26 protein-coding genes are annotated in these 26,984 nt (G+C 43.0%); 11 read left to right on the forward strand and 15 right to left on the reverse strand.

Translation table 11 applies throughout. The features are described 5' to 3' along the window. Positions 1–194: transposase domain-containing protein (locus CYK47_RS10585; protein ID WP_164709117.1), on the forward strand; the 194-nt coding region annotated here is incomplete at its 5' end. Positions 195–359: 165 nt separating this feature from the next. Here CYK47_RS10585 and adeK read toward each other — a convergent pair. From adeK to sdsA, 6 genes are all read right to left on the reverse strand, one after another. Further along, positions 360–1,817, reverse strand: a complete 1,458-nt coding sequence (gene adeK, locus CYK47_RS10590) for a multidrug efflux RND transporter AdeIJK outer membrane channel subunit AdeK (protein WP_122901567.1) — start codon at positions 1,815–1,817, stop codon at positions 360–362. Then, positions 1,817–4,993, reverse strand: a complete 3,177-nt coding sequence (locus tag CYK47_RS10595) for an efflux RND transporter permease subunit (protein ID WP_122901569.1) — start codon at positions 4,991–4,993, stop codon at positions 1,817–1,819. The genes adeK and CYK47_RS10595 overlap by 1 nt, the downstream gene beginning before the upstream one ends. A gap of 9 nt (positions 4,994–5,002) precedes the next feature. Continuing rightward, entirely contained in the window at positions 5,003–6,244 is a 1,242-nt protein-coding gene (locus CYK47_RS10600; protein WP_122901571.1) for an efflux RND transporter periplasmic adaptor subunit, read from the reverse strand. A gap of 26 nt (positions 6,245–6,270) precedes the next feature. Beyond that, positions 6,271–6,879, reverse strand: coding sequence for a phosphatase PAP2 family protein (locus CYK47_RS10605; RefSeq protein WP_122901573.1), 609 nt, complete (start codon positions 6,877–6,879; stop codon positions 6,271–6,273). 138 nt (positions 6,880–7,017) lie between these two features. Continuing rightward, positions 7,018–9,063: a site-specific recombinase gene (locus CYK47_RS10610; protein WP_122901575.1), complete on the reverse strand. Its 2,046-nt coding sequence runs from the start codon at positions 9,061–9,063 to the stop codon at positions 7,018–7,020. Between the two features lie 7 nt (positions 9,064–9,070). Further along, positions 9,071–10,048 (reverse strand): All-trans-nonaprenyl-diphosphate synthase, encoded by a 978-nt coding sequence (gene sdsA, locus CYK47_RS10615; protein WP_122901577.1) that lies wholly within the window; start codon positions 10,046–10,048, stop codon positions 9,071–9,073. A gap of 408 nt (positions 10,049–10,456) precedes the next feature. On the opposite strand from sdsA, the gene rplU reads away from it, so the two are divergent. The 8 genes from rplU (at position 10,457) to CYK47_RS10655 (ending at position 16,732) form a co-directional block, all read left to right on the forward strand. Then, on the forward strand, positions 10,457–10,768 hold the full coding sequence (gene rplU, locus CYK47_RS10620) for a 50S ribosomal protein L21 (protein ID WP_122901579.1): 312 nt from the start codon (positions 10,457–10,459) through the stop codon (positions 10,766–10,768). A gap of 18 nt (positions 10,769–10,786) precedes the next feature. After that, entirely contained in the window at positions 10,787–11,041 is a 255-nt protein-coding gene (rpmA, locus tag CYK47_RS10625) for a 50S ribosomal protein L27 (protein WP_122901581.1), read from the forward strand. A gap of 192 nt (positions 11,042–11,233) precedes the next feature. Then, positions 11,234–11,920: an outer membrane lipoprotein periplasmic chaperone LolA gene (gene lolA, locus CYK47_RS10630; protein WP_122901583.1), complete on the forward strand. Its 687-nt coding sequence runs from the start codon at positions 11,234–11,236 to the stop codon at positions 11,918–11,920. Positions 11,921–12,057: 137 nt separating this feature from the next. Continuing rightward, a complete protein-coding gene (locus CYK47_RS10635; protein ID WP_164709187.1) occupies positions 12,058–12,822 on the forward strand; it encodes an RsiV family protein in 765 nt (254 codons plus the stop codon). A 102-nt stretch (positions 12,823–12,924) separates the two neighbouring features. After that, positions 12,925–14,196 carry a serine--tRNA ligase gene (gene serS / locus CYK47_RS10640; protein ID WP_122901587.1) on the forward strand — a complete coding sequence of 424 codons (1,272 nt, stop codon included), beginning with the start codon at positions 12,925–12,927 and terminating at the stop codon, positions 14,194–14,196. Positions 14,197–14,278: 82 nt separating this feature from the next. Beyond that, a complete protein-coding gene (gene cysG / locus CYK47_RS10645; protein WP_122901589.1) occupies positions 14,279–15,655 on the forward strand; it encodes a siroheme synthase CysG in 1,377 nt (458 codons plus the stop codon). A 31-nt stretch (positions 15,656–15,686) separates the two neighbouring features. Next, complete coding sequence (locus CYK47_RS10650; RefSeq protein WP_122901591.1) at positions 15,687–16,163, forward strand: tRNA (cytidine(34)-2'-O)-methyltransferase; 477 nt, start codon at positions 15,687–15,689, stop codon at positions 16,161–16,163. A 155-nt stretch (positions 16,164–16,318) separates the two neighbouring features. Next, positions 16,319–16,732 carry a hypothetical protein gene (locus CYK47_RS10655; RefSeq protein ID WP_228722433.1) on the forward strand — a complete coding sequence of 138 codons (414 nt, stop codon included), beginning with the start codon at positions 16,319–16,321 and terminating at the stop codon, positions 16,730–16,732. Between the two features lie 44 nt (positions 16,733–16,776). Here the strand turns inward: CYK47_RS10655 and CYK47_RS10660 are convergent, their stop codons facing one another. From CYK47_RS10660 to rpoD, 6 genes are all read right to left on the reverse strand, one after another. Next, entirely contained in the window at positions 16,777–18,171 is a 1,395-nt protein-coding gene (locus CYK47_RS10660) for an APC family permease (RefSeq protein WP_122901593.1), read from the reverse strand. 251 nt (positions 18,172–18,422) lie between these two features. Continuing rightward, positions 18,423–19,607, reverse strand: a complete 1,185-nt coding sequence (locus CYK47_RS10665; protein WP_122901595.1) for an iron-containing alcohol dehydrogenase — start codon at positions 19,605–19,607, stop codon at positions 18,423–18,425. After that, on the reverse strand, positions 19,600–20,142 hold the full coding sequence (locus tag CYK47_RS10670; RefSeq protein WP_122901597.1) for a hypothetical protein: 543 nt from the start codon (positions 20,140–20,142) through the stop codon (positions 19,600–19,602). Before CYK47_RS10670 ends, CYK47_RS10665 begins: the two co-directional genes overlap by 8 nt. A 65-nt stretch (positions 20,143–20,207) precedes the next feature. Continuing rightward, positions 20,208–20,867 carry a lipoyl(octanoyl) transferase LipB gene (gene lipB, locus CYK47_RS10675; RefSeq protein WP_122901599.1) on the reverse strand — a complete coding sequence of 220 codons (660 nt, stop codon included), beginning with the start codon at positions 20,865–20,867 and terminating at the stop codon, positions 20,208–20,210. 114 nt (positions 20,868–20,981) lie between these two features. Further along, positions 20,982–21,269: a YbeD family protein gene (locus CYK47_RS10680; protein ID WP_122901647.1), complete on the reverse strand. Its 288-nt coding sequence runs from the start codon at positions 21,267–21,269 to the stop codon at positions 20,982–20,984. A gap of 125 nt (positions 21,270–21,394) precedes the next feature. Continuing rightward, complete coding sequence (gene rpoD / locus CYK47_RS10685) at positions 21,395–23,287, reverse strand: RNA polymerase sigma factor RpoD (protein WP_122901601.1); 1,893 nt, start codon at positions 23,285–23,287, stop codon at positions 21,395–21,397. Between the two features lie 359 nt (positions 23,288–23,646). On the opposite strand from rpoD, the gene CYK47_RS10690 reads away from it, so the two are divergent. Together CYK47_RS10690 and CYK47_RS10695 are read left to right on the forward strand one after the other, a co-directional pair. Then, complete coding sequence (locus CYK47_RS10690) at positions 23,647–23,853, forward strand: PA3496 family putative envelope integrity protein (RefSeq protein WP_122901603.1); 207 nt, start codon at positions 23,647–23,649, stop codon at positions 23,851–23,853. Positions 23,854–23,925: 72 nt separating this feature from the next. Then, on the forward strand, positions 23,926–24,450 hold the full coding sequence (locus tag CYK47_RS10695) for a YecA/YgfB family protein (protein ID WP_122901605.1): 525 nt from the start codon (positions 23,926–23,928) through the stop codon (positions 24,448–24,450). A 43-nt stretch (positions 24,451–24,493) separates the two neighbouring features. Here CYK47_RS10695 and CYK47_RS10700 read toward each other — a convergent pair whose 3' ends face one another. From CYK47_RS10700 to trhO, 3 genes are all read right to left on the reverse strand, one after another. Continuing rightward, a complete protein-coding gene (locus CYK47_RS10700; protein WP_122901649.1) occupies positions 24,494–25,018 on the reverse strand; it encodes a hypothetical protein in 525 nt (174 codons plus the stop codon). A 263-nt stretch (positions 25,019–25,281) separates the two neighbouring features. After that, positions 25,282–25,896, reverse strand: coding sequence for a DedA family protein (locus CYK47_RS10705; RefSeq protein ID WP_122901607.1), 615 nt, complete (start codon positions 25,894–25,896; stop codon positions 25,282–25,284). 114 nt (positions 25,897–26,010) lie between these two features. Next, positions 26,011–26,943, reverse strand: coding sequence for an oxygen-dependent tRNA uridine(34) hydroxylase TrhO (trhO, locus tag CYK47_RS10710; protein WP_122901609.1), 933 nt, complete (start codon positions 26,941–26,943; stop codon positions 26,011–26,013). Positions 26,944–26,984: the final 41 nt, after the last annotated feature.

Raw genomic sequence — 26,984 nt, forward strand, 5'->3', positions numbered from 1 at the left:
AGAACTGGCTATTTGCAGGTTCGCTGCGCAGTGGCCAACGAGCTGCCAATATCATGACTTTAATCCAGTCAGCAAAGCTCAATGGGCTGGATCCGTATGCCTATTTAAGTGATGTGCTGAAAAGGCTGCCGACACACAAAGTGACCCAAATTGAAGAATTACTGCCACACCGGTGGCAACCCGACCAAAATTAAAAAATAGGTATGGGGTTCAGCGGATGCTTACGATAGCCCGGCATACTTTCTAAATTACTTAATAACATCTATTTTTTCCCTTGTGCTATGCCTTGACCATAGGAAAAAAGTACTCAAAAAGCAATAAAAAAGCCCACACAAGGTGAGCTTTTTGAATGGCTTAAATTATGGGTTGTTACGCAGTTCTGCTTGTTCAGCTGAGGAAGCAGGATTCACCACTGTATCGCTGGCGTAGGTTTTTAAACCACCACCTAATGCTTTATACAATTCAACTTGGTTGTTTAAGTTGGCTTGTTCGAGCAGTAATAAACCTTGCTGGGCACTGTAGTTGGTACGCTGTGCATCAAGTACGGTTAAATAACCATCAATGCCGGCACGGAAACGCGCTTGCGACAGCTCATACGTTTTATTCGTCGCTTCAACCAAACGGCGCTGTGCTGTTAAACGATCACCAATATTTTGACGTACCGCCAAGGCATCATTGACTTCACGGAAGGCATTTTGAATGGCTTTTTCATAGTCTGACACTGCAATTTGCTGGTCAGTTTCTGAAATTTGGATATTGGCTTTGCGTGTGCCCCAATCCCAAAGCGGAATATCAAGGCTTGGGCCTAAAGACCAAACAAAGGAACCTGATTTGAATAAATCAGTGAGTTCACGCGAACCTAACCCTGCAGAACCTGTCAAACTAATCGTTGGGAACATAAGTGCTTTGGCGGCGCCAATGTTGGCACCTGCCGCAGATAAACGATACTCTGCCGCACGAATATCTGGACGATTGTTAAGTAAATCACTTGGCAAGCCAGGGCGAATGCTGTTATTGCCAGTAATACGGGTAATACGTTGTTTAGGCAGTAACGTGCTTGGGACTTGTTCACCCACCAATAAGTTCAGTAGGTTTTGCGCTTGGGTGATTTGGGTTTTGTAGTTGGCCACATCACTCTTTGCAGTTTCTACTGAAATTTGCGCTTGACGTACTGGAACTTCGCTATCAATCCCCACCTCAAAACGTTTTCTATTTAAGTTGTAGGCTTCTTGCTGCGCTTTTAAAGTTTGCTCAGCCAAGTTTAAATTGGCAGAGGCAAAGGAATAGCTCAGCCATGCTTGCGCGACTTGACCCACTAAGGCAATTTGCGTGGCATCACGCGCACTTGCAGTAGCAAGGTAAGTGTCTAAAGCATTGTCCTTTAAGCTACGTACTCGACCCCAAAAATCAAGCTCATAGGCAGTTACCCCTAGACCTACATTATAGCTGGTCATAGGTTTGCTATTGACCGTATCTTGACGTAATACGCTACCGCTGACCCCAATACTTGGTAATTGGTTATTTTCGGTGATTTGGTAAGTTTGCTGCGCACGTTGAATATTGAGTGCAGCAATACGTAAGTCACGGTTATTGGTTAAGGCAAGGTCAATCACTTGTGCCAAACGTTGATCGGCAAAGAAATCTTTATAGCCTTGCTCTGCCACTGAAGGACCTGTTGCAGGCGCAACATAAGCCACAGGTAAAGTGGTCGCTTGCACTTGAGGTTCTGGGCCACGCATGCTTTGACAGGCTGTCAAAGCAAGCGTAAGCGCAGAAAGTGCAAGACCACGGCCAGTTTTAGACCATAGGGTTTGCATTAGGACATATTCTCCGTACGTGGTGGCTTTGGTTTGTATTTAAAGATGCTACGAATCCATACATAAAACACAGGAATAAAGAAAATGCCCAGTAATGTTGAACTAATTACACCACCTAATACACCATAGCCAACCGAGTGTTGACTACCCGCACCCGCGCCAGAAGAAAGGGCAAGTGGCAGTACACCAAAACCAAAAGCTAAAGTGGTCATAATAATTGGACGTAAACGCATTTTGGCTGCATGTAAAGTTGCATCAAATAGCTCTTCGCCTTTTTCTTGCAACTCTTTGGCAAACTCTACAATTAAGATCGCATTTTTTGCCGACAAACCAATCACGGCAATAATCGCGACTTGGAAGTAAATGTTGTTAGACAGGTTTGGATTTTGGAATAACAGCATACCGCCAAAGGTTAAGCCTAATGCACCAATAATCCCTAATGGCACCACCAACAAGACTGAAAATGGAATTGACCAACTTTCATATAAGGCCGCTAAACATAAGAATACAATGAGTAACGATAGTGCATATAAGAAGGGTGCTTGATCGCCTGACTCACGTTCTTCGAGTGATAAACCTGTCCATTCAAAGTCATAACCAGTTGCGCCCATTTGTGGTAGCTTGGCCACGATTTCTTCCATGGCCAGCATCGCATCACCTGAGCTGACGCCTGGTGCTGGTGTACCTTGAATGTTGACTGATGATAAGCCGTTATAACGTTCTAGACGTGGTGAACCATAGGTCCATTCGCCTGTTGCAAATGCTGAGAATGGAATCATCTCGCCTTTGTTATTTCGTACATACCACTTATCTAAGTCTTCTGGCATCATGCGTGAATCAGATTGACCTTGGACATAGACTTTCTTAACACGACCACGGTCGATAAAGTCGTTGACGTATGAACCACCCCAAGCGATACCCATGGTGCTGTTAATTTCAGCAATGCTGACGCCCATAGCACCAGCTTGTGCATGGTCAACAATCACTTTGTACTGAGGTGTATCTTCTTGACCGTTTGGACGTACCCCTGCAAGACGTGAGTCTTGTGCGGCCATGCCTAGGATCATGTTACGTGCTTCGATTAATTTAGCATGACCATTACCAGCAGCATCTTTAAGCTGTAAGTTAAAGCCTGAGCTAGTACCCAGTTCTGGCATAGCAGGCAGCTGTAAAGGCATAATATAAGTCGCGTCTTTCACGATCATATTAAGTGCCATCCCACGGCCAATAATTGCACCCACTTGCGATTCAGGTGTGGTACGTTCTGACCAGTCTTTGAGTTTAATAAACGCCATACCTGCGTTTTGACCCACACCGGCAAAGGAGAAACCTGCCACACTAAACACAGATTCAACGTGGTCTTTTTCATTCTCCAAGAAGAAGCCTGTCATGGCATCCATAGTTTCACCAGTACGTTCCAAACTTGCGTTTGGTGGCAGTTGTACCAGTGTCATCACCACACCTTGGTCTTCATCGGGTAAGAACGAAGACGGCAGTTTTTGGAATAAGAACACAATACCAACCAACACCACCGCATAGATCACGCCAGAGAAAATCTTGTTGTGGGTCATGCGGTTAACACCGCCTTGGTATTTCTCTGACATTTTGTCAAAGCTAGTATTAAACCAACGGAAGAAGCGAGCAAAGATATTGTTGCTTGGGACTTTGTTTGGATCGTGCTGTTTTAAAATGGTGGCACATAGTGCTGGAGTAAAGGTTAGCGCAACAATCAGTGATAACACCATTGCGGTCACAAGGGTAATCGAGAACTGACGATAAATGACCCCTGTCGTACCACCAAAGAATGCCATCGGTACGAATACCGCAGACAATACAGAGGTAATCCCGATTAAAGCGCCTGAGATTTGCTTCATCGAGATTTCTGTTGCGGTCACAGGATCTAGATGTTCCTCGACCATAACGCGTTCCACGTTTTCCACCACGACAATGGCATCATCGACCAGAAGACCAATCGCCAGCACCATCGCAAACATGGTTAAGGTGTTAATCGAGAAGCCAAACATGTTGATGACTGCGAAAGTTCCCAGTACCACCACAGGCACTGCCATGGTTGGAATAATCGTGGCGCGCCAGTTCTGTAAGAACAAGAACATCACGATGAAAACTAGGATAATCGCTTCGATTAGGGTTTTGACTACACTTTTAATCGAGAGTTCAATAAAAGGTGTGGTATCAAAAGCCAGTTCGTCTTTTAAGCCCGCAGGATAGTTAGGACGTAATTCTTTTAAACGGGCTTCAACCGCTTGCGCAGTGTCTAAGGCATTGGCACCGGTGGCAAGTTTAATGGCGACACCGCCCGATGGTTGACCATTATATTTAGAATCAAACTGATAGTTGTCTGCACCGAGTTCAACTTTTGCCACATCACCTAAACGGACTTGCGCACCGTTAGAGGTATTTTTTAAGAAGATGTTGGCAAACTGTTCAGGCGTTTGCAGTAAGCTTTGCGCGGTGACGGTCGCGTTTAAAACCGTACCTTCAATTGCAGGTGCACCACCTAATTGACCCACGGCAACTTGCGCGTTTTGGGTACGAATCGCAGCAGATACATCACTTGGCGTCACTTGTAGACTGGCCATTTTAGCCGGATCTAACCAAATACGCATCGCGTATGAGCCACCAAAGACTTGTACCTCACCTACACCTGCCACACGACTTAATGGTTCAGAGATGTTGGAGTTAACATAGTCTTTAATGTCGTTACCAGTCAGTGAACCATCTGGTGAGTAGAAGCTTAATACTTGTAAGAAGCTGGCACCTGACTTGGTGACACGTACACCTTGACGTTGTACATCTTCTGGTAATAAAGCAGTTGCCGATTGCAGTTTGTTCTGGACTTGAACCTGTGCAATGTCGGGATCAATGCCTTGTTCAAAGTTTAAGGTAATCGATGCTTGACCATTACCCGCACTGTTGGAAGAAATATAGCGTAGACCATCGAGACCATTCATTTGTTGCTCGATCAGCTGCGTCACGGTATTTTCTACTGTATCAGCAGAAGCACCAGGATAAGTCGCAGAAATCGTCACTGTCGGTGGTGCGATGGTTGGGTACTGCGCAATGGGCATTTTGCTTAAGGTGAGTACACCCGCCAGCATAATCACCAATGCGATCACCCAAGCAAAGATTGGGCGATGAATAAAAAATTGAGCCATCCTTACCTCTTAAGCTTGCGCTTTTTGTTCAGGTGCTGATTTTGCTTCGCTGGCAGGCTGTTGATCCGCACTTGGGGTTTGAGCTTGAGGCACTGCCGCTTTAGGTTGATACGGTTTAGCAACGACCTGCTGTTCAGGTTTCACTTTAGCAACACCATCAACGATCACTTTATCACCTGGGTTTAAACCTTCGGTCACAATCCAATCGGTACCTTGTGTACCACTGGTTGTTACTGGACGCGCTGCAACTTTACCGTTGGCATCAACCAACATCGCCATGGCTTGACCCGTTGGGGTACGGCTAATGGCCGCTTGTGGAATTAGGTAAGCATTTGGCACTTCACCCTGTACAATTTTTGCAGTGGCAAACATACCAGGCAGCAATAAATAGTTTGGATTTGGGAACACAGCACGCAAGGTCACTGTACCTGTATCAGGGTTGACGCTCGCATCAGAAAATGCCAAACGACCTTCCACAGGATAGTAGCTACCATCTTCAAGCTTTAACTTCACCGTGGTGTTGTTTGAGCTATTTAAGCTACCTTGAGATAGACGCTGACGTAAACGCAATAGCTCGGCACTTGATTGGTTGATATCAACATAAATCGGGTCAAGACGTTGAATGGTCACTAAAGGCTCAGCTTGATTAGCGGTGACTAAAGCACCCGCAGTCACGGTTGAGCGATTTGACTGACCTGAAATTGGTGCACGTACAATAGAATAACCTAAGTTAATTTCTGCATTACGTAGTTCCGCTTGAGTGGCAGCCAAATCTGCTTCGGCAAGTTTTACTTGCGCTAGCGCATCATCATATTCTTGTTTAGAAACAGCATTCGAATTGACCAATTGACGATAACGACCTTCTTTAACGCGTAGCACGTTTAAGTTGGCTTGTTGACGAGCTAAATTGGCACGTACGCTATCCAAATTGGCACGATTGGTACGTGAGTCAATTTCATATAGGGCTTGGCCTTCACGCACATAGCTGCCTTCAGCGAACAGACGTTTTAAGATCACGCCATTGGTTTGAGGACGTACTTCAGACACTTCAAAGGCTGTGGTACGACCAGAAAGTTCTACTGATTGCTCGACACTTTGTGGCTGAGCCACCAAAACACCAACTTCCGTTGGCGGCATTTGCTGCTGAGCAGCTGCCGGTTGGTCTTGGTCTTTGCTACAACCAACAAGCACCAGACTTGTTGCTAATGCGCAAGCAGTCAGGGCAGGTGCCCAAAGCTTTGCAGACATCATTATTCCACCTCAATTAAGATGTTTATTTAAAATTTGTTTTTAGGATGACACTGAGATTTGCCAAGCAAATACAGCAAGCTGATCCATATAAAACTAATGCCCCAACCGGAGATCACATCAGAAGGGTAATGGACGCCTAAATATACTCGCGATATGCCCATGCCTAACAGCCAAAGCCATGCCATTACAGCCAACAGGCGATGTAAACGATGCTGTTGACTAACCAAAATCACTAAAGCAGCAAGTGTTGCTGCATAGAAACTGTGCGCACTTGGAAACGATGATCCGTAGCTTTCTACAAGATGATAGATTTCAGGTGGGCGTGGTCTGGCAATCCAATATTTAAGTAGCCAAGCACAGGCGATACTTCCAATGAGTCCTAGACTAATCAAAAGTATTTTTGAATATTTTTTATACCAAGCTAAGGCAAAACACCATAGTGTGGTGAAAAATAATACAAAAGGCATGCCGCCAAGCAAGGATAAACTGCTTGAGAGTTGATTGAGCGTTTCATTACGTTGCTGACTTAAATACAGCACTGCAGCTAAATCGAGGTGATTTAACGCGGTGATATTTAGAATCAATATACTGAAAAATAACAACAAACAACCTAAGAGCAGCAGGCGATAAGGCATCAATGACCCCTATATATGACAACCGATTACAGCGCGGTTAATCCTTAGTGTTAAAGTGTACTTGTCAGTACACTTCTTTTCAAGCGTGTGTAAATTATGCAAATTTATAGGTTTTCATTTAATTTTTCTGTATAGAAATTATGAGGTACCTGATTTTTTCTGCAATTCTTGTTCTATAGCAATAGCTTGCTTTGGTGGCCAAAAAAAGTCGCTTGGCCGCGTTAAAAAGTGAGTTAATACCAGCTTCGCCAAAGGTTGCCACTGTTCAAAGCGTACCCGACGAGCGCGTAGTGCCACAATAATCGTTAAAGTAAAACTGACAAAAAGGTTGGTTAAACCAATCAGTAATACCCCTAAGAAGGACACAATCACTAAACCCACATCAGGTTGGTTAATATTCATGAGACCTTGAATAAAGTTGGCTGAGGCAAAGGCAATATGACGGATATCCAGCGGAAGACCTAATAAAAAGCCAATGGTGCCCATACTACCGAGCATAATACCAAATAAGAAATTACCCGCTAACGCTCCAAAGTTACGTTCGATATAGTCAGCAAAACGCTGCAAACGCTCTGTGCCTAACCATTGTGTTAAGCGTTGATGGGCTTTTAGGCGCGGGCCTATTTTGCGATAGACTGCCATGTTGTCAAAATAACCGGCCAATAAACCCGAGAAAAACAGACACACGCCAGCGATAGCGGCATGTGGCACTGCTAATGAGGTAAATGGATTTAAATCATGCAGCGTTTTTGCAGCTTTGGCATGGGTCATTAAGGGTTCATGCAGCGCTGCATCCCAGAAAAAAGCAATACATGCAGCAGTTGGAATAGCAATCGAGATATTACCCAAAATCGCAATAAATTGAGTGCGGATAATATTAACAATTAAGGCAGCGACCTCCGCCAGTTGCGCCATTTTTGAGCCTTTGCCGCGTTGTACGGTAGAGGCAAGGGCAGCGGCAGTCATGGCGGGCTGTTTGGTGGCAACGGTAAAATGCAGCACATGAATCAGCATAAAACCAAGCGCATAATTCATGCTATAAGCAAAAGCTTGCATGAGGGGCGCCATAGACACGCGTGCCATTAAAGTTTTGAAGGTGGCCATAACGGCAATAATTAATCCCGCACCTGCTGCGGACTTATACATACCAAAAAAGCCTTTTTTGTCACTACTGACATAATGCTCACCAGTTTTACTGGCATTTTCGGTCACTTGTAAGGCAATCAATTCACTGTTGGTGGTCAACAGGGAGCGGACACTGAGTTCATCATAACTGGTAGCAGTAACATCAATTAACAATTCTTTGAGAATGTTAAAGCGGCTATTGTCTTCTTGAATCATTAAATTCAGCAGCAGTTCCAACCGCTCTAAACATTGCTCAAGCAAAGTCAACAGATAGGTCAGACTAACGCTTACACCAATACGTTTAGTTGAACGCCGAATTTTTTGTACCACGTCATGACATTGCTCAATCATAACTAAGGCTTGCGCTGCATCAGGTGGTGCGACCACCATCATGTGCTCGCTATTGCGATGTAATTCTTTGTAATTTCGTATAAAGTCAATAATTTCGCGGTTTTGAACTAAAAAAGGTGACTCGTATTCAGTCAGTTCAGGATAGGCATTAATAAATTCAGGATATAAACCAATCCCACTAATCCGATAAGACAACACGGTAATGGCTTTAATCAGCTCGCTTTTGATTTGCAATTTATGGTTTTGGTTACTGTGACCTTGTGACAGTAAAATAAACAGTTGTTGCCAATCTTGATCGCTAATGTTTTCTAGCCAATCTTTGTCGCTACGTTGATTAAATACACGGCGTAGTAATTGTTGCAGTTGGCTTTCATCTGGAATTAAAGGTAAAAAATGCGCGCCTAAACGTTTAAATAGCTGATTCCAAAAGCCATCTTGCGACAAAATACCAGTATCGGCGTACAAACTACTTTGTTTGTATTGGCTAATCAGCCTTAAGATAAAGCTTTGTAGGGTGCTGACGGCATAAGGCACTCGAATTAAACATTCGATCAAAGCTTGTAAATTATCATGAATTTCTTGTTGTAGCTGCGGGTCACTTGGTCGTAAACGCTCGACCAGTTGCACAAGGGTTTGATCATGCAGCGGCGCTCTTGATTCGAGCTGCTGCTGCATTTGAAGTAGAAGGTCGTTAAATTTTATTTGCATACGCAACTTATTGAATACGATGTAAGGCTAAATGCGCAAGGTTCATTAAGGCTTGGCGTGATTCAGATTCAGGTAATTCGAGTAAAGCGGCAATGGCAGCTTCGGTTTCTTCGGTGGCACGTTTACGGCAATAGTCTAAAGCACCAGATTGCTGCACAATCGCAATCACTTGTTCTAAATGTTCTGTGCCGCCTGTGGCAATGCTTTTACGAATAATATCGTGCTCGTCGCCTTGGGTATTTTTGAGCGCGGCAATCAGTGGCAATGTGGGTTTACCTTCCATTAAATCATCACCAATGTTTTTACCTAAAGTTTCGGCATCTGAGGTGTAATCTAAAATATCGTCAATAATTTGAAAGGCATTACCAAAGTGACCCGCAAATTTTTTCAGTGGCAAAGCAAACTCAGGCTTTTTGGCTAAAATGGCTGCACCTTCTGTTGCCATTTCAAATAGGCGTGAGGTTTTGCCATGAATAATGGCGAGATAAGTTTGTTCGCTGGTGTCAGGTTGATGCTGTGACTGTAACTGTAACACTTCGCCTTCGGCAATTTCACAGGTACCTGTGGAAAAGTTTTTGAGTAATTTTAAATCGTCTAAGTCAACCAATAAGTCAAAAGCGCGAGAAATTAAAAAATCACCGACTAAAACAGCGGTAGGGTTGTTCCAAGTGGCATTGGCAGTTGGACGACCACGACGCAAGCCTGACTCATCGACCACATCATCATGGACTAAAGTGGCGGTATGTAGCATTTCGATAATGGCAGCCAAACGACGATGTGCCTCTAAATCGGTCACGCCGCACGCTTTTGCAGCTAATAAACACATAATTGGGCGCATACGTTTGCCGCCAGCTTCCACAACATGCTTGCTTACAGCCATCACTAAGGCGACTTTGGAGGTAATGCCTTCATTGATAAATGTGTCCATCGCAGCAAAGTCTTGAGCAACAGGAGCGAGAATATCTTGCTTAAAGTCGATGGCCATGAAAGACAAACCTCTATAAAAGTAAAATTGCAAAGAGAGTGTAACAATTTATCGCAAGCTTAGGCATATCCAAATGCCTTGTTGTTTTTAGCAATTTGCGAAAAGTAGGCTTTTTGTGCAATTAAAACCCAGTTTGATGCTAGGACTAAGCCTAGTAGCTTCAGCCTTAGTATCAAATATCGAGTGCATTTTTTAAAAGTTACACAAAATTAGTCATACAGGTCAAATATTAACAGTAATTTTAATATTTGCTGCTTTTTTCTACCGACAATATTTTATGTAAAATGGCTTGTTGTTTAGCCGAGAATCACTTAAAATTCCTCGCTTCGTATAACCCCCAGTGGCGTTCGTTTGAAGTTCAATATGTTGTTGTATTGGCACGAACACACGGGTATTTTGGAGTACACTATGTACGCAGTAATCCAAACCGGTGGTAAACAACACCGTGTTGTTGAGGGTGAAACCCTTAAAGTTGAATTATTGAAAGCTGAAGTTGGCGCATCTATTACGTTTGATGACGTATTAATGCTTGTTAACGGCGAAAGCATTCAAATCGGTGCTCCAGTTGTAGCTGGCGCTACTGTAACTGCTGAAGTAGTTAGCCACGGTCGCCACGACAAAATCCGCATCATCAAAATGCGTCGTCGTAAGCACTATCGTAAACAACAAGGTCACCGTCAATGGTTTACTGAGTTGAAAATTACTGCGATCGCAGGCTAATTCTAGGAGAATATAGAGATGGCATCTAAAAAAGCCGGTGGTTCGACTAAAAACGGTCGCGACTCGAATCCTAAAATGTTAGGCGTAAAAATCTACGGTGGTCAATCAGTTACAGCTGGTAACATCATCGTTCGTCAACGTGGTACTGAGTTCCACGCTGGTGTAAACGTAGGTATGGGCCGTGACCATACTTTATTTGCTACTGCTGATGGCGTAGTAAAATTCGAAGTGAAAGGTCAATTTGGCCGTCGCTACGTATCTGTTGAAGCGTAAGTTTTAATAGAAAAAAGCCCGCACTTGTTGCGGGTTTTTTTATGGGCTTGATAAAGTCTGAGCTTCATAATGATGGATAAAATTCTACATTTATTTGAAATAAAACAACAAAACTGCCAATTTTCTCCCATATTTGCGCTTCGATTTGGTTTAACATAAATTCAATCAATAACTCATAACTTAGGTGATCACATGAATATGTTAGGTAAAACACTTAGTGCAATGGCAATCGGTGCAGCAAGCCTGACACCGCTGATGGTCACAAGTACCTATGCCGCGCCTGCAACAGAGCAAGTTGCAACTCAAAACTTAGTCAAGCAACTGAGTGGTATTCAAAGCCTAACAGCAAATTTTGAACAGACCACCAAAGCTACATCTAAAGCTAAAAACAATAAAGCTTTAACTGCACAGCATATGAACCAAAGTTTTAAAGGGGTGATGCATGTGCAGCGTCCGGGTAAATTCCATTGGCAGATTAATAGCCCTGTCAAACAAACTATTGTGAGTACTGGACGTACGGTATGGATTTATGATCCAGATTTACAACAAGCAGTACGTCAAAACTTAGATGAACAGGTCGCCAATACTCCAGCTCTATTGTTATCTGGTAATACGGCACAAATTCAGCAGGCATACCGTATTTCACAGCCCGACAAAACCAAAACTTATTACACTTTGTACCCAAAAAATAAAGAGGGTGCATTTCAGAGTTTAACCATTAGCTTTGGTGCCAAAAATGCACCTACTCTAATGATTCTAGAAGACTCATTAGGTCAAACCACGCATGTACGTTTTAGCAATACCAAAGTGAATGCCAAGATTCCAGCATCGACTTTTAACTTTACCCCGCCTAAAGGCACAGATATTATTGACCAATAATACATACCGCCACTCAAGCAGCCTAAGGGCTGCTTTTTATTTGTTTAAAAAACATACTTTTTGTTAAATTTTTAACATGCAGAATTTTTTGGTAGCGCTATAGTGTGGCTTCATTTTGGCTTGAGGTAAAAGGTGTCATGCAACAGTCTGCCGTGTGGATCGTATTGGCTTTAACATTTGGACTTATAGCTTGCCAACCACAACATGCACCGCGTTCCAGTGAGCCGCAAACACCTCAGCCAAAAGTGGTGTTACTAGACAGCCAAGCCATGGAAGTGAAATTAGCACGTAACGAAGTGTGCACCGAAAAAGGCTGTACCTTATATGACATGCAAAGTGTACAAACCAATTTACCGTGGATTGATGATTATTTCTTAACGCGGTTGGCAGAATTAGAGCCAGACGCTTTTGCAAGCAGTACCGATGTGGTGGTGCCTGATGTTGAGAGTGAAAAAGTCGTTTTAGAACAGAACAATCAATTTGTGCATTATATTGGCCAGCGTAACAATATCGCCATGTTTGCGATACAAAGCTATAGCTATGGCGGGCAATTGCCGCAAAGTATGTCGCATCACGAATATGTCAATTTTGATTTAACCTTAGAAAAGCGGTTAAGTCTGCAAGATATTGTCATCAAAGGCCAAGAAGTTGCTTTGTTAAAATTGTTATATGACAAAAACTATGCTTGGTTAAAGCAGCGTAATATTGAGCTTGAGCAACTCAAACTCAGCGACAACTTTTATTTTTCTGCCAAAGGTCTGACCTTGGTGTATCCAGTTTATGAGCTGGGCAGCTATGTCGATGGAATGACTGAACTGACGGTGTCCTATACCTTGTTGGCGAAAATCTTAAAGCCAGAATACTTACCAAGTTTGCCAAATTACGCCAAAGCGCAAAAATAGGGTAATTGCTGTAATAAGACACAGCAAGCAAGGGCGATTACTGTATTTTTTGCTTTGAACAGCTTACACTATAGCCAGTTTTTTTCTTCAAAAAGATTGGCTATGATCGACCCGAAATTACTCAGAAATAATATTGAGGCTGTAAATTTAGCCTTGGCAAAACGTGGTGTACAGCTTGATGCTGCAGAATGGGCAGACTTAGAAGCACGCCGTAAAGACATTCAATCCAAAACAGAAAGTCTACAAGCAGAGCGTAACGCGGGTGCCAAACAAGTCGGTCAAATTAAAAAAGCAGGCGGCGATGCCTCAGAAATTATGGCACGTATGTCGGCGATTGGCGATGAAATCAAAGCAGCAGAAGTCGCACTTGCCGAACTGCAAGCTGAACTTGAAGCAAAATCACTGACGATTCCAAACTTACCGCATGAATCTGTACCCGAAGGTCGTGACGAAAACGACAATGTGGAAGTATTAAAATGGGGCACACCACGTCAATTTGATTTTGAAATTAAAGATCATACTGACCTTGGCGAGTGGATGGGCGGTTTAGAATTTGAAACGGCAACCAAATTGACAGGTTCACGCTTTAGCGTTTTAAAAGGTCCATTAGCGCGTCTGCAACGTGCTTTAACCCAGTTTATGTTAGATACGCACACGCTTAAAAATGGTTATACCGAAGCCTATGTGCCGTATCTAGTGAATGCAGATTCATTACGTGGTACAGGTCAGTTACCTAAATTTGAAGAAGACTTATTCAAATTACAAGGCGAAAAAGAATTCTATTTAATTCCAACCGCTGAAGTTCCTGTGACTAACTTTGTCCGTGACGAGATCATCGATCCTGAACGTTTACCTCTCAAATATGCAGCACATACGCCATGTTTCCGTAGTGAAGCAGGTTCTTACGGTCGTGACACGCGTGGTTTAATCCGTCAGCACCAATTTGACAAAGTTGAGATGGTGCAAATCGTTAAACCTGAAACTTCAATGGAAGCATTAGAAGAATTAACCGGTCATGCAGAAGGCATCTTACAAGCACTTGGCTTACCGTACCGTAAAGTGGTGCTGTGTGGTGGTGATATGGGCTTTGGTGCAATCAAAACTTACGATTTAGAAGTGTGGGTACCAAGCCAAAATACCTACCGTGAAATTTCTTCATGTTCATGCATGGGTGACTTCCAAGCACGTCGTATGAAAGCGCGTTACCGTGCCGACCAAAAGAAAACAGAATTTGTACATACCCTAAATGGTTCAGGTTTAGCTGTAGGGCGTACCTTATTGGCGGTGATGGAAAACTATCAACGTGCCGATGGTTCAATTGAAATTCCAGCAGTATTACGTCCATATATGGGCGGCTTAGAATTTATTGACTAAATTTTGAGATATGACAATTGCGGTGCTGCTATGGCATCGCAATTGCTTTAAACAGTCTAAGACCAATCTATAGAGGTCAACCGTGGAAATCTTTCCCATCTCTTTAAAGTTGCAGCAGCAACCTTGTCTTCTTGTGGGTGGTGGACACATCGCGTATCGCAAAGCACTACTCCTTGCCAAAGCAGGTGCAATTGTTGATGTACTTGCCCCTGAAATCGACGCCAATTTGCTTAAACTGGTTCAGACCAGCCAAGGGCAATATGTGGCTGCAGCTTTTTCTACAGATTTTCCACTTAAACATTATCGTTTAGTCATTGCTGCAACCGATCAAGCACAGGTCAATCAAGCAGTATTTGAAACCTGTGAAGCGCAGAATATTTTAGTCAATAGTGTAGATGATCCGCCGCACTGCCGCTTTATGGTACCTGCGATGATTGACCGCTCACCCTTGGTGATTTCTGTGGCCAGCAATGGTACGTCACCAGTGTTGTCACGCCAAATTCGTACGCAGTTAGAAAGCACAATTCCTCATGGTATGGGTAAATTGGCTGCATTTTCGGGCAAATGGCGAAGTACCGTCAAAGCGAAAATTGTCAATCCAGATGAGCGCCGTATTTTTTGGGAAGACTTATATGCAAGTCCATTCAAAGAACAGGTGTTTAATGACAATTTGGCTGAAGCGGAGCGTCTTATTGAGCTAGCCTTAAGCGAGTGGAAAACGCCAAAAGGCGAAGTGTATTTGGTGGGCGCAGGGCCGGGTGATCCTGAACTACTGACGTTAAAAGCATTGCGTTTAATGCAACAAGCCGATGTGGTGATTTACGACCGTTTGGTGTCTGAGCCAATTATGGACTTATGCCGCCGTGATGCCGAAAAAATCTATGTGGGTAAAGCGCGCTCGAATCATGCCGTACCGCAAGAGGGCATTAATGCGTTATTGGTTAACTATGCCAAGCAAGGTAAACGCGTGTGCCGCTTAAAAGGTGGTGATCCATTTATCTTTGGTCGTGGTGGCGAAGAAATCGAAGAGCTATTTGCGGCGGGCGTACCGTTTCAGGTGGTGCCGGGTATTACGGCAGCTTCGGGCTGTTCAGCTTATGCAGGTATTCCGCTGACTCATCGTGATTATGCGCAAAGTGTTCGTTTTTTAACGGGACATTTAAAAGAAGGTTCACCTGAGCTGCCATGGCAAGAGTTGGTCTATGAAAACCAAACTTTAGTGCTGTATATGGGCTTGGTTGGCTTAGAGAAAATCTGTCAGCGTTTGATAGAACATGGTCAACGTGCAGATATGCCAGTGGCATTAGTTTCTAAAGGTACGACACCTGAGCAAAAGGTGGTGGTGGGCACTTTAGCGGATATCGCTAGTCAAGTCAGTGAACATCATATTCAAGCGCCAACTTTAACCATTATTGGTGAAGTGGTGCGTTTACGTGAACAATTACAGTGGCAAGGCTAAGGTCTTGCTCGTGAAATAGGTAGAAAACCCCGTGATTCATGTTGTGTTATACGAACCTGAAATTCCTGCAAACACAGGCAATATCATTCGTTTATGTGCCAATACAGGCGCACAGCTGCATTTAGTAAAACCACTTGGCTTTGAGTTAGATGACAAAAAGCTTAAGCGTGCTGGTTTGGATTATCACGAATATGCCAATATGCAAATTTGGGACAATATCGAAGCATGTTTAGCGGATTTGGCCCGTCAAGGTATTGGTTTAGATGCGGTGTATCCACTGACCACCAAAGGTTTTGAAACACCGCATACTTCGAATTTAAACCGTCCTGTGGCGTTGTTAATGGGCCCTGAAACGCGTGGTTTACCAGAAAACGTGCGTATGATGTTCCCAGAGCAGCAGTGGATTCGTTTGCCAATGGCCGAAAACTCACGCAGCTTAAACCTGTCTAATGCCACGGCCGTGATTGTCTATGAAGCATGGCGTCAGCAAGGCTTTAAAGCACTATAAAAAATACCACCTTCGGGTGGTTTTTTTAGCTTAAGACTGTTTAACGAGGGCAATTTTGGGTATAACCACAACCGAGTGATAACAACAGAGTAGCAATCTTGAAAAAAAATTATAGTGTAAAATTTTTGATTTCATTGGCATGCGGTTTAGGGCTCATGACAAATTTAAGCATTGCACAGGCTTCAGAACTGAGCAGTAGTGCGCCAGTAGCGCTCGATTTAGAGACCAGTGCGATACAACCCTTTAGCCAAGCAGAAATTAAACAAGCCTTGCAAGATATGCAGCTTAAAATGCAGCAGCGTATTGAAACATGGGGCAAAAGCTTAAGCCCAAATGATTTTGAGCGGACTTGGCACGGGCGTCAGCTTAAAAAAGCTAAACGCCAAGAGGTGTGTGGCATTTACCAAAGTGTGGTCAATGATACTTATCGACTGGCATATGACAACAAGGCGCGTTTGACTGCAGATGCACAGCAGTTATTAGAAGATCGTAACCAGTTTATCCAAAGTTTAGGCTTTAAAAATAATCTTGTAGATACCCAATTGGGCTTTAACTGTCGCTTACGTTAAGGCATAAAAAAAGGCGCTTGAAGCGCCTTTTTTATGGGTCTCAATTAACGATCATCAAATTCGTTATGTTGAGGGGCTGGCTGTTTAAAGCCTTTGGTTTTATAACCTAAGTATAAAATACCAATCATGGCCCACCATAGACCATATTTTAAAGAGTCTTCTTCAATTTCAAGCCATAGTGCAAATACGCTGATAAAACCGAATAAAGGGACAAGGACAAAATTCACAATGTCTTTGAAATTCTTGGTTCGACCATCACGTAAAGCATAGCGTGAAATGACTGATAAGTTCACGAAAGTAAAGGCGGTCAAAGCACCAAAACTAATCAGTGAAATCACCATGTCTAAGTCCATAAAGCCAGCCGTTAACGCCACCGCACCTACAATTAAGATGTTGTATGAAGGAGTGAAGTTTTTCGGGCTAATATGACCAAAGATTTTTTTGTTAATGACACCATCACGACCCATCACATACATTAAACGTGACACACCTGCATGTGCTGAAATACCTGATGCCATCACGGTAATAATCGCAAAACCAAGAACATAGGCTTGGAATAGCGAACCACCAACCAATAGCAGAATTTCTGGTTGTGTTTCCGCAATATTTTCAAAATAACTACCCGGTGTATTTGGGAAGTAAATTTGCATAAAGTAGGTGCTGACAATAAAGATCACACCTGCAAACAGTGCAGTTAAGAAAATGGCTTTAGGGAGCGTTTTTTCCGTGTCTTTGGTTTCTTCTGCTAGGGAGCTGAGAGAGTCAAAGCCTGTAAATGAGAAACACAGTAAGGTTGCACCGGTAATCAATGCACCAACAGAGGTCAGCTCGTTCCAAAATGGTTCAAGGCTCCATAGTTGATAACGTGCATCTGCTGCAATTGGGCCATCTGCATTAAAGCCAGCTTGTAATTTGCTGTAGACCAAATAGGTAAATACCGCAATGACAATCAACTGTACAAAGACAATTAAGCTGTTAAAGTTGGCCACAAAACGCGCACCGCGTAAGTTGATCCCCGTCATAAATGCAGTGAGGACCACGACCCACACCCAATGATTGACCGATGGGAACAGCGCCTCTAAATAGATCACTGCCAAGATGATATTCACCATTGGCGACAACAGGTAATCTAGCCAAGACGACCAGCCCACCATAAAGCCAACATTGGGGTGAATTGATTTTTGTGCATAGGTATAAGCCGAACCCGATGATGGGTAACGACGGATCATATGCCCATAACTTAGAGAGGTTAATAAAATTGCCACTAAGGCAAAAATATACGAGGTCGGAACATGAAAGTTACTTTCTTCGGATACCAAACCAAAGGTATCAAACAAAGTCATGGGTTGGATGTAGGCCAAACCAATAATAATGATGTGCCAGAGTCCTAGCGTTTTTTGCAGTTTCGCTGCCGATTGAGTCCCAGAAACATTAGTCAACGGCGTTATCCTCTTAATCGTTGATCAAGGATCAGTCATTGTGTATAAGGATCGTTTGAGACGAACGATCCCCCCAGAGATAAAATAAAAGTGCGCCAATCTACTTGAAATGTCCGCACTTGTCAGCAACTTTCTTTGCTATTAGCAGAAAATGTGCCATGTTGATCACTTAGCATGTATTCATAATAAAAGCCTGATGCTTAAAAAAGCATCAGGCCTATTTGAGGTTATATTGGCTTAAAACGCACAAATTACCAAGCTTTTTCTAAGATCTGTTTTAAATCTTTTAAGCTGGCTTCTTTAGGATTATAAATGATAGAGCCATCATTTAAGGCTTTTTCGGCAATTTCATCGAGCTGTGCCTCACTCACTTTATGCGTTTCACGTAGGGTACGTGGCAATTTAGTCAAGCTATACAGGCGGTCACGCATGGTCATAATGCTACTAATGGTTTTGTCAGCGCGTAAATGCGCTGGGGTTTGCGCATAAATTTCAGCGCCTGCTAAAGGCAGCAATAACTCAGCGATTTTGTCAGCATTGACCTCTTTGTTGTATTCAAGTACGTAAGGCAAGAACAAGTTCATGCACAGCCCATGTGGTAAGTGTGCCACTGCACCCAGCGCATGCCCTAATGAGTGCACTAAAGCCACCATAGAGTTAGAAAAGGCAATGCCAGCCATTGTGGAGGCCTGTGCCAATTCTAAACGGGCATGCTGATCTTCAGGGTCATCTAAGACTTTAAATAAGTTTTCGCTGACTTTTTTAATCGCTGCAGTGGCATAGGCATCCGAGATCGGATTGGCTGCCAAACCTGTATACGCTTCAATGGCATGGGTCATGGCATCCATAGCGGTCATGGCGGTTAAATGCGCTGGCAAGGTCTTGGTCATACGTGGATCTAAAATCGCAGCATGTGGCATTAGATAATACGAAGCAAAGGCCATTTTGACATTTTTTTCGAGATCCGAAACCACCGCCACCATGGTCACTTCTGAACCTGTACCAGAGGTGGTTGGAATCACAAAAAATGGTTTTAACGCTTTTGGTAGGTTATGAGCGCCTGAGTATTTGAGTAAGTCATCACCGCCCTCAGAAACTAAAATATTGGTGGCTTTTGAGGTGTCAATGACCGAACCGCCACCAACAGCAATAATAGCATCACAGTGTTGTTCACGGTAGAGTTTGGCGGCTTGACGCACAGTGTCTAAGCTTGAATCTGGGGGTACATCGTCAAAAATAGCTGCAATTACCGTGTCTGTGCTGGCAAATGCAGCTTCAATTGGAGCCAATAATTTATTGCCACGTACGCCTTTATCGGTGATGATGAGCACACGTTTGGCACCTAAAGTGGCGAGTTCAAACGGAATATGTTCAAGGGCTGCATGACCCGCAATGACTTTTACTGGACAGAAAAATTCATAATAAGGTTTAGCCATGTGTTTTACTCCGTTTTAAATAAGATTGCGCAACTTTTAAGTAAATATGCGCGGCACCAGAAAGTTTTTGTTTTAAAGATAACGATTGTGGGTATTGCTTAACGGCCAGTTCCGCCAGTAATTTAGGCAAAATCAGTGCTTCCATTTTATTTAAACAACGCACCAAACGAATTGCATAGCTTAAATCACCATCTGCCACCATACGATCATTCGCAAAGGCTTGCGCTGTACTTTCTTGAAAAGAAAACACTAAAAAGGCATGGCTTAAATGTTTAAATTGAATGGTCAAATCAGGCTTTGCGGCATAATCTGTTAATAGCTCAAGCTCAGTGCTTTGGGTTACGCGGGCAACAAAAGCCGGACCTTGTGGAAAGACACTCATTGACAGGACAAAACCTGATGGAAATTTGCTTATCTCAGACTGAATTTCTTGATCGACTTGGCTGGCCATAACCAGACCACGGCCAATGACATCCATCATCAATTTAACGTAGATCTGCTGTAATGCCGGTTTGACGGCGCTTGCTGCAATCACAGGTGAATCCTTTTTTATAAAGATATATTTTTTAGTTGGAGGCCGAAGCCTCCGATTTTTTTAATTTAGGCTTCAATCACTTGAATGTCACTAAAGTAACCGCTGGCGCGTAAACTTGCAATCATATCCAGGCATAAGTCGTCAAAACGTGGATAGTTTGGCACCAAGTCCATGACTCGTACCATTTCTAAGCCTGCATAACCACAAGGATTAATGGTATGAAAACCAAATAAGTCGCAGTCAATATTTAACGCTAAGCCGTGATAACTACGCCCTTTACGAATTTTAAAACCCAGTGAACCAATTTTACGCTCGGAAACATAAACCCCTGGTGCATCTGGTTTGGCATAGGCTTGAATCCCATATTGATTGAGCAGTTCAATCATCAAGTTTTCTGCGTAGGTCACTAAAGTGCGCACATTCCAACCCAAACGGTTTAAGTCAAACATAAAATACGCCACCAATTGACCAGGGCCATGCCAAGTCACTTGACCACCACGGTCACTTTGCACCAAAGGAATATGGCTAGGCATTAACACATGCTCAGGCTTACCCGCCTGACCCTGCGTCAATACATCATGATGCTGTAAGATCCACAGTTCATCGGGCGTGTTTGCATCACGTTGTTCGGTCAAGCTTTTCATTTCTAAAAAGCGATCTTGGTAAGGGGTTAACTCACGATAATGACGAATAATTAAAACAGGTTTGGCAGCAACATCTGTCACAGCGTGTGTCCTATACAGCTAACAAGTGTTGCTGATTATAAGACGAATTGACTTAAAAAGGTGAGGGTAGAAAAGCGCATAAAAGAACACGCCCGTAGGCGTGTTCTTTAGGGGTTATAGCGCTGTTTTAATCAGTGGGCAAGCTGCAAGGTCTGCATAGACCGCATGTACTTGTTCTAGCTCTTCAAAACGCAGCTGGGCAGTTAGAGAATGATACTTACCTGTGCGTGAAGGCGTTATGGTCATGCTGCTGCCATCAAAATCTGGAAAATGTTTTACGAAAATCTCAGTTACAGCTACGTGTAACTCGGCACCTGCAAGACCAATCAATTTAATTGGATAGTCCATAGGGAAGACCCATAGATCTTCTTGCAGTTCGCGTGATGGAGTACGATTGGTCATGTCAATCATGGGATACCTCTAGATTAAAAATACCTGCACTAAGCAGGTATTTTGATGTATGCGCTAATACTCATATTATGGGGCAGTTTGCCCCATATTCAAGAGCGTATTGTCTTAGCGATAGATTAGTCATTCTCAAGGAATGAACGCAGATGTTCTGAGCGTGAAGGATGACGTAATTTACGTAATGCTTTCGCTTCAATCTGACGGATACGTTCACGCGTCACGTCAAACTGTTTACCCACTTCTTCTAATGTATGGTCAGTTGGCATATCAATACCAAAACGCATTTTTAAGACTTTCGCTTCACGTTCAGTTAAGTTTTCTAACACTTCACGAGTTGCTTCTTTTAAGCCTTCAGACGTTGCCGCATCAATTGGAGAAGTAATGTTGCTGTCTTCAATGAAGTCACCTAAATGTGAATCTTCATCATCACCAATTGGGGTTTCCATCGAAATCGGCTCTTTGGCGATTTTCAGTACTTTACGTACTTTCACTTCGTCCATTTCTAAACGTTCACCGAGTTCTTCAGGTGTTGGTTCACGACCCATTTCTTGTAACAATTGACGCGAAACACGGTTAATTTTGTTAATGGTTTCGATCATATGCACTGGAATACGGATAGTACGCGCTTGGTCAGCAATCGAGCGGGTAATTGCCTGACGAATCCACCATGTTGCATAAGTTGAGAACTTATAACCACGGCGGTATTCAAACTTATCTACCGCTTTCATCAAGCCGATGTTACCTTCTTGAATTAAATCCAAGAATTGAAGACCACGGTTGGTATATTTCTTGGCAATCGAAATCACCAAACGTAAGTTGGCTTCGACCATTTCTTTTTTGGCACGGCGCGCTTTGGCTTCGCCAACCGCCATACGTTTGGAAATGTCTTTGATGTCTTTAACGCTTAAGCCCAGTTCTTTTTCGATATCCGCAATCTTTTGTTGGAACGCTAAAATATCAGGGCGAACTTTTTCAAGATAGCCTTTTTGATCTGGGCTGGCTTTGGCAATTTGCTCATCTAACCATGCAAAGTTTGACTCTTGACCTGGGAAAGAGGTACGGAACTGAGTACGGTCCATACGACCACGGCGGATCGCATAACGCATCACTTCACGTTCAGAGGCACGGATTGAATCATGCGTACCACGAATCATTTCTGAAATTAAATCAAAAAGACGCGGGGTAAATTTAAACATCATAAACACAGTTGCAAGTGCTTCTAAAGCTTCATTAGCTTCAGCGCTGTTACGACCATGTTTTTCAATCACGCTCTTGGTGTTTTTCCACGCGTCAGACAACTCAGCAAAACGTGCTTTAGCAATCTCAGGATCAGGACCTGAATCGGCTTCAGAATCATCATCGCTTTCAGATTCTTCTTCTTCGTCATCATCGTCAAGTTTGACATCTTTGGTTGGCTTAGTCGTAGATGTTTCTTCATCATCGTCTAAGTCCGCATCGTCTTCTAAAACTTCAGGAATATCTTCATCAGTTTCTGGGTCTAAATAACCAGATAAAATGTCAGCAAGACGACGTTCGCCTGCAACATAGTCATTATATTCTTGGAGTACAACTTCAACTGCATTTGGCCAATAAGCAATTGAATTGAGAACGTCGCGAATCCCTTCTTCAATACGTTTGGCAATGCTGATCTCGCCTTCACGCGTTAAAAGCTCAACTGTACCCATTTCACGCATATACATACGTACAGGGTCAGTGGTACGGCCGGGCTCATTTTCTACCGAGGCGAGTACCGCAGCCGCTTCTTCTTCAGCCACTTCATCGGCTGCATCAGCATTGTTCGAATCGAACATGGTGTCATCAGATTCAGGCGCACGTTCATGCACTGGAATACCGACGTCTTGAAGCATTTGAATAATGTCTTCAATCTGTTCACTTTCCGTGATTGAGTCTGGGAGATGATCGTTAACCTCAGCGTACGTTAAGTAACCTTGCTCTTTGCCTCGGCTAATCAGCGCCGCTACTTGAGAAGTAGGGGAAGTCATATCGCTCATCTTTGCTTACTCTTCATTGAATCTGTGGCAGTAAAAAACCGTGCATGATAGCACAATTCTCAAAAATAGTTTTTGAATTGATCGCTCAGGCATGATTTATAAATATATAGTTACAGTACAATATGGGGATGCTTGTTTAAATTACAAGCTTAAAATGCTGTATGACTGTAAATCTATATGTATATTAGCATGTTTAGCACGGATGCATTCTGTGTGCAAAAAATACACAAAAAAATAGCCTAAAAACAAGTGTAAAATGGTAAATTTAAATTAGGTTGTATAATAAAACTTGACAATATAAAAAAAGGCAGATAAATAGCGCCTAGACCCATTACATTTTTTCATTAGAGGTAGTTTTAGTGTCTTCGACAGATTTTGAACTAGATGATAGCTACGGTGATGATGATGTTAGTTTTGAAGAGGCCTCAACTAAGCTGAGTGCTAAAGAGTCGTTGGAAAAACGCCGCCTCATCGATGAATTACTCGCGCAACGTCGTTTAGAACGTGAACTTAAAGAATTTGATTACGACATCGACGATGATGATGACTTTGACGATGAAGATTAATCAATTTCAATGTGGCATGGCTTAAATAAATGCTATGCTAAACCTTTCGATATTTCTAAGTTTGGATATTAGATGAGTGCTTTTGATTTAGACCAGTTAAGTGAATATCTAGATGGTGACCAAAATGAATACGGTCTAGATTTTGCTGCAACACATGGTTTTTTATGTGCCATTGCAGTTGGCCCTCAGTTTGACAAATGGTTAGATGAGCTGTTTGAAGGCAATCAGAAAAAGGTTCCAGCAGAAATCATCGCACAGGTTAAGGCATGGTTAGAGTCAATTCGCCAAAGCTTGGCCAATGAAGAAGGCATTGAGTTTCCTTTTGAAATTGAAGAAGCAGATACTGAATCAAGTTTAGGTGACTGGAGCGTTGGCTTTGTTGACGCAATGTTCTTAAATGAAGAAGCATGGTTTACCGATGAGTTTGAAGAACAATTGGTTGACTTAACTTTACCGATTATGGTGTTCAGTGGCATTGATGAAGAAGATCCACAAATGGAATCATTCCGCCGTAATGGCCAGTTGATGGATGAGTTAGCGGAAGAAATTCCAGATAACTTAAATGAAATTTATTTGATGTATCACACACCAAACTAAGTTTGAGCCTAAAAAAAGCACCTCAGGGTGCTTTTTTTATTGCCTATTTAAGCCGTTGCCAAGCATCTTGGCTGGCGTGTTTGGCTTGTTGCCAAGTTAAACGTGATTCGCCTTTAACTTGTTGCCATTTGTGCTCTAGCTGCGCTTCTACTTGACTAAATGAAGTATCCGCAGGGTGCAAGCGCCTTTCTTCATAACCTAAACGATAGGCCTGTTGATAATCACGTTGGTAGCTTATATCTGGATATTGATTTAAGGTCTGTTGGTAATAAGGCATATTTACGCTTTGCTCGCGCCAATAATGGTCTTCTTCGGTCGGATTGATGGCTTCAGCGGCACCTTTGCCCGCCAGTCCACCGACCACTGCACCGACCACACCGCCAACCACTGCGCCTACAGGACCACCGACTGCACCGATAGCCGCCCCAGCAGCAGCACCACCTGCTGCACCCACGCCTGTACCAATGGGATGAGCTCCAGGTTCACCACTGAGCGGGTCGGCATTTAAATGCTGGCTTTGTTGATCATTTAAATTATTTTCAATGCCTTGATCGACATTAGCATGCAGAGGATGGGTTTCTACAATACCATCTCCTGTAGGTATATCTGTGTTTAGCGACTGCGCTTGGATGGCATCAGCGGCCAATTTCTGGCGTTGTTCTGGGCTTAAATTTTGGTTGATTTCATTCACATCTGGACGGTGTTGGTCTGTCATGAGGGTTACCTACCTTGGTTATTTTGTATGCTTTACACTAAAGCAATTTGTAGCAATAGATGAAGGTAGAAAGGTAGCAACTGGTTACAGCAGGTATATTGTGTTGGTTTTTTGGCTCAAGTTTTATGTTTACGTTGCCAACGACGATAAAAAATCACTGCAATAATCAGTAGCACAATGCCGAGGATGACATAACCGACTTGATTAAAAATTTGCTGCATCAGTGCTTGGTTTTCGCCAAAGTAAAATCCGACACAGGCTAAAAAAGTCGTCCAAATAATCGTACCTAAGCTGCTAAATAGCATGAATTTCCAAAATGGCATGCGACTCATACCCGCAGGAACACTAATTAAAGAGCGTACCGCGGGCACCATACGTCCAAAAAATACAATGCGATGACCGTATTGTTCAAACCATGCTAATGATTTTTTAACATCATCAGATTTAATAAATAAATATTTACCATAACGATCAACAAAACGGAAAATTGCAGCATGACTAAATTGATAGCCGATCCAATATAAAAGTGCTGCTGCCAGCATAGAACCTAAGCTACCTGCCAAAATTACCCCAATCAGTGTCAGGCTACCTTGTGATGCTGAGTAACCCGCAGAAGGCATAATAATTTCAGAAGGAATGGGGGGGAAGACATTGTCTAGGAACATCAAAAGGGCAATGCCCAAATAGCCCAAGCGTTCCATAATGCCAATAATCCAAGCAGTCAAATTCATAAAATATAGAGAGAAATAGACAGTCGATCTATATTAGGCAGCTTTTGCGCTGAGATAAAGCCTGATTAAGTAAATAAAAAAGCCCGCAAGATGCGGGCTTTTTTTAAATACCACTTAGAGGCGTTTACGTTTTGCTGCGGCAATTTGTGATTGACGCATACGGAAACCTTCTTTTTGCTTCTCAGAGGTTTTGTCGATGCAATACACGCAAGAAACACCGTGTTCATAGCTTGGTAATGCCACTTCTTCAGGCAGTAACGGCCAACCACACGCGTGACACTTGGTATTTTGACCTTCTTCGACACCGTGTGTAACTGCGGTACGACCGTCAAATACGAAGCATTCGCCTTCCCACATACTTTCTTCAGGTGGGGTTTCTTCTAAGTATTTTAAAATACCGCCTTTAAGGTGATAAACCTCAGTGAAGCCTTCTTGTAACAGCAATGAAGTTGATTTTTCACAGCGAATACCACCTGTACAGAACATGGCAATTTTCTTGTCTTTGTGCTGTTCAAGGTTGTTTTTTACATATTCTGGGAATTCACGGAATGATTCAGTTTTTGGATCAATCGCGCCTTTAAAGGTACCCGCTTTATATTCATAATCGTTACGTGTATCGACCAAAATAACGTCGTCACGGGCAATTAATTCGTTCCATTCTTTTGGATCAAGATAATGACCGACCAAGTCACGCGGCTTAACCGGCACACCCAAGGTCACGATTTCTTTTTTCAATTTAATTTTCATTTTACGGAATGGTTTTTCAGAGCTGTCAGACTCTTTGTATTCCATTTCGTTAAAACCTTCGTTTAAAAGGAATTGATGAATCGTGTCAATGGCTGCGCGATCACCGGCAACTGTACCGTTGATGCCTTCGCTAGCTACAATCAGAGTACCGCAAAGATTGATGGTTTTTACCAAGTCTAAAAGACGTTGTTGCAGATCAGCCGGATCTTGAACTTCTTTAAATTGGTAAAGTGCTGCAACAACCCAATTAACGGTCGCTTGCTGTTCTACAGGTGCAAGCTGTTCTACAGTAGCGTTCATGGAGACTCCAAATGTAGCTAGTAAATTCTAAAGCGCGCATT

Source organism: Acinetobacter sp. B51(2017), assembly GCF_003711395.1.
Classification (GTDB): domain Bacteria; phylum Pseudomonadota; class Gammaproteobacteria; order Pseudomonadales; family Moraxellaceae; genus Acinetobacter.

What these genes read in the sequence shown, in the direction of transcription:
- adeK (WP_122901567.1), bottom strand. Translation starts at nt 1,817, where the DNA reads ATGCAAACCCTATGGTCTAAAACTGGCCGTGGTCTTGCACTTTCTGCG.
- CYK47_RS10595 (WP_122901569.1), bottom strand. Translation starts at nt 4,993, where the DNA reads ATGGCTCAATTTTTTATTCATCGCCCAATCTTTGCTTGGGTGATCGCA.
- CYK47_RS10600 (WP_122901571.1), bottom strand. Translation starts at nt 6,244, where the DNA reads ATGATGTCTGCAAAGCTTTGGGCACCTGCCCTGACTGCTTGCGCATTA.
- CYK47_RS10605 (WP_122901573.1), bottom strand. Translation starts at nt 6,879, where the DNA reads ATGCCTTATCGCCTGCTGCTCTTAGGTTGTTTGTTGTTATTTTTCAGT.
- CYK47_RS10610 (WP_122901575.1), bottom strand. Translation starts at nt 9,063, where the DNA reads ATGCAAATAAAATTTAACGACCTTCTACTTCAAATGCAGCAGCAGCTC.
- sdsA (WP_122901577.1), bottom strand. Translation starts at nt 10,048, where the DNA reads ATGGCCATCGACTTTAAGCAAGATATTCTCGCTCCTGTTGCTCAAGAC.
- rplU (WP_122901579.1), top strand. Translation starts at nt 10,457, where the DNA reads ATGTACGCAGTAATCCAAACCGGTGGTAAACAACACCGTGTTGTTGAG.
- rpmA (WP_122901581.1), top strand. Translation starts at nt 10,787, where the DNA reads ATGGCATCTAAAAAAGCCGGTGGTTCGACTAAAAACGGTCGCGACTCG.
- lolA (WP_122901583.1), top strand. Translation starts at nt 11,234, where the DNA reads ATGAATATGTTAGGTAAAACACTTAGTGCAATGGCAATCGGTGCAGCA.
- CYK47_RS10635 (WP_164709187.1), top strand. Translation starts at nt 12,058, where the DNA reads ATGCAACAGTCTGCCGTGTGGATCGTATTGGCTTTAACATTTGGACTT.
- serS (WP_122901587.1), top strand. Translation starts at nt 12,925, where the DNA reads ATGATCGACCCGAAATTACTCAGAAATAATATTGAGGCTGTAAATTTA.
- CYK47_RS10655 (WP_228722433.1), top strand. Translation starts at nt 16,319, where the DNA reads ATGACAAATTTAAGCATTGCACAGGCTTCAGAACTGAGCAGTAGTGCG.
- CYK47_RS10665 (WP_122901595.1), bottom strand. Translation starts at nt 19,607, where the DNA reads ATGGCTAAACCTTATTATGAATTTTTCTGTCCAGTAAAAGTCATTGCG.
- CYK47_RS10680 (WP_122901647.1), bottom strand. Translation starts at nt 21,269, where the DNA reads ATGACCAATCGTACTCCATCACGCGAACTGCAAGAAGATCTATGGGTC.
- rpoD (WP_122901601.1), bottom strand. Translation starts at nt 23,287, where the DNA reads ATGAGCGATATGACTTCCCCTACTTCTCAAGTAGCGGCGCTGATTAGC.
- CYK47_RS10695 (WP_122901605.1), top strand. Translation starts at nt 23,926, where the DNA reads ATGAGTGCTTTTGATTTAGACCAGTTAAGTGAATATCTAGATGGTGAC.
- CYK47_RS10705 (WP_122901607.1), bottom strand. Translation starts at nt 25,896, where the DNA reads ATGAATTTGACTGCTTGGATTATTGGCATTATGGAACGCTTGGGCTAT.
- trhO (WP_122901609.1), bottom strand. Translation starts at nt 26,943, where the DNA reads ATGAACGCTACTGTAGAACAGCTTGCACCTGTAGAACAGCAAGCGACC.